Source organism: Cetobacterium sp. (genome assembly GCF_048470075.1).
Classification (GTDB): Bacteria; Fusobacteriota; Fusobacteriia; order Fusobacteriales; family Fusobacteriaceae; genus Cetobacterium_A.
The window spans coordinates 1-2,805 of record NZ_DBGBQB010000197.1 but is presented as its reverse complement, the minus strand read 5'-3'; the positions used below and the strand labels follow the sequence as shown (position 1 = coordinate 2,805).

Sequence of the window (2,805 nt, the reverse complement as noted above, 5' to 3'; positions counted from 1 at the left end):
CCCTTCAATATTTTAGTATAATATATAACAAAATTAAGTTAAAGTCAATTTAACTAGATGTAAAAAAATGGTTAAAAAAATTTGACAATCAATTAAAAATAAGGTAATAAAGACCATAATATAATTAAATTGACTTTAATCAGAAATAAGGAGGAGTTTATATGGCATTTTTTTCAAAGGTAGAAAAGATTAAATTTGAGGGAAAAGATAGTAAAAATTTACTGTCATTTAGATACTATAATCCTGAAGAGATTGTGTTGGGAAAAAAAATGAAAGATCATTTGAAATTTGCAATGTCTTATTGGCATACTTTAACGGCTGGTGGAAATGACCCTTTTGGAGATGCTACTTTAATTAGAGAGTGGGATAGTTTATCACCTATGGAAAAAGCGAAAGCTAGAGTAAAAGCTGGATTTGAGTTTATGGAGAAACTTGGACTGGAATACTTTTGTTTTCATGATAAGGATATAGCTCCAGAAGCTGAGACTTTAGAAGAATATTTTAAAAACCTAGATGAGATAGTTGATTTAATAGAAGTTGAGATGAAAAGAACAGGGATAAAGTTACTTTGGGGAACATCAAATATGTTTTCTAATCCAAGATTTTTACATGGAGCAGGAACAAGTTGTAATGCTGACATCTTTGCGTGGGCAGCGGCACAGGTGAAAAATGCACTGGATATAACAAAGAGACTAGATGGACAAGGATATGTGTTTTGGGGAGGAAGAGAGGGGTACGAGACTCTTTTAAACACGGATATGAAACTGGAGTTAGATAACCTTGCAAGACTTTTAAATTTAGCCACAGAGTATGCTGATGAGATAGGATTTAAAGGGCAGTTTTATATAGAACCTAAACCAAAAGAGCCTACAAAACATCAATATGATTTTGATGTTGCAACAGTTATGAATTTCTTAAGAACATATAACCTAGATAAAAAATTTAAGATGAACATAGAGGCAAATCACGCAACATTGGCAGGACATACATTCCAACATGAGCTTCGTTTGGCAAGAATAAATGGAATGTTTGGTAGTATAGATGCAAATAAAGGGGACTTACTACTGGGATGGGATACAGATCAGTTTCCAACAGATGTGTATGATGCGACATTGGCAATGTATGAAACACTTATGGCTGGAGGCTTTACAACAGGTGGATTGAATTTTGATGCAAAAGTAAGAAGAGCATCAACAGATACTTTAGATTTATTTTATGCTTATATTGGAGGAATGGATACTTTTGCTAAAGGGTTAAAAGTAGCTGCTAAACTGATAGAAGATAGAGTATTTGAAAACTTTATTGAAAAAAGATATGAGAGTTATACAAGAGGCATTGGAAAGGATATAGTTGAAGGAAAGGTGACATTAAAGGAGTTAGCAGAGTATGCTTTGACACTAAAAGACGTAAAAAATGAGTCTGGAAGACAGGAGATGTTAGAAAATATTTTAAATAACTATATTTATTAAAAAAAGGGGAGATTGTTATGAAAAAAAAGATTTTATCATTAGGAATTTTTTTATTAGCAGGAGCTATGCTTAACACATCTTTAGAAGCTGCAAAAATGAAGATAGGTATGACTGTAGATGATTTGAGATTAGAAAGATGGCAAAGAGACAGAGATATATTTACAGAGGAAGCAAATAAATTGGGAGCAGAAGTTGTAGCGGTATCAGCAAATGGGGATTCTGATAAGCAGATGAGAGATGCAGAAAATTTAATATCTCAAGGAATTGATTTGTTGGTGGTTATTCCTAATAATGGAGATGTTATGGGAGCTATTGTTGATCAAGCTCATCAAGATGGAATAAAGGTTTTAGCTTATGATAGATTACTAACAAATTCAGATGTTGATGCCTATATATCTTTTGATAATGAAAAAGTGGGAGAGTTACAAGGAAAAGCTATTGTAGAAGCAATGCCAAAAGGAAGATATTTTATGATGGGGGGATCTCCAACTGATAATAATGCAAAAATGTTTAGAGCTGGACAAATGAAAGCTATTCAACCATACGTTGACAGTGGAGAAATAATAATCGTAGGAGATCAATGGGTAAAGGATTGGTTGCCAGAGGAAGCTATGAAAATAATGGAAAATGCTTTGACAGCGAATGATAATAAGATAGACGCGGTAGTAGCTTCAAATGATAGTACAGCAGGTGGGGCAATTCAGGCATTAGCAGCTCAAAATATGGCAGGTAAAGTACCAATTTCAGGGCAAGATGCAGATTTAGCTGCAGTGAAAAGAGTAGCTGAAGGAACTCAAACAGTAACAGTTTATAAACCCATCCCTAAGTTGGCTAAAGAGGCAGCGAACCTATCTGTAAAGATGATAAAAAATGAAAATTTAGGTACAACTACAACAGTAAATAACGGTCAAAAAGATGTGCCAGCAGTTTTATTAGAGCCAATTGCAGTAACAAAAGACAACATAAAAGAAACAATAGTAAAAGATGGGTTCCACACAGAAAAAGATATCTATGGAAAATAAAAATAAGGAGTGATAACCTTGAAAAAAAATATATTGGAAATGAAAAATATAACTAAGGAGTTTTCAGGGGTTAAAGCTCTAGACAATTTAAGTCTAACCGTGAAAGAGGGAGATATTCTCTCTCTTTGCGGTGAAAATGGAGCTGGGAAATCAACTTTAATGAAAGTTTTAAGTGGTATCTATCCTCACGGTACTTTTACAGGGGAGATTTTGTTCAATGGAGAGAGAATAAAGAATAATAATATAAGAGATTCAGAAAACCTAGGAATTGCCATAATACATCAGGAGTTAAATTTAATACAAGAGTTGAGTAT

At 33.4% G+C, this 2,805-nt stretch carries 3 protein-coding genes; all 3 read left to right on the top strand.

Annotated elements, in window-relative coordinates:
* Positions 1 to 161: 161 nt before the first annotated feature.
* The gene (gene xylA, locus ACMOUI_RS07160; protein ID WP_418965045.1) at positions 162 to 1,469 is read left to right on the top strand and encodes a xylose isomerase; all 1,308 of its coding nucleotides are present in this window, start codon (positions 162 to 164) and stop codon (positions 1,467 to 1,469) included.
* A gap of 17 nt (positions 1,470 to 1,486) precedes the next feature.
* Positions 1,487 to 2,491 carry a D-xylose ABC transporter substrate-binding protein gene (gene xylF / locus ACMOUI_RS07155; protein WP_418965044.1) on the top strand — a complete coding sequence of 335 codons (1,005 nt, stop codon included), beginning with the start codon at positions 1,487 to 1,489 and terminating at the stop codon, positions 2,489 to 2,491.
* Positions 2,492 to 2,509: 18 nt separating this feature from the next.
* Positions 2,510 to 2,805: ATP-binding cassette domain-containing protein (locus ACMOUI_RS07150; protein ID WP_418965043.1), on the top strand; the 296-nt coding region annotated here is incomplete at its 3' end.

Bases quoted from the DNA above. Each gene is read 5' to 3' on its own strand.
- xylA (WP_418965045.1), top strand. From the start codon at position 162: ATGGCATTTTTTTCAAAGGTAGAAAAGATTAAATTTGAGGGAAAAGAT.
- xylF (WP_418965044.1), top strand. From the start codon at position 1,487: ATGAAAAAAAAGATTTTATCATTAGGAATTTTTTTATTAGCAGGAGCT.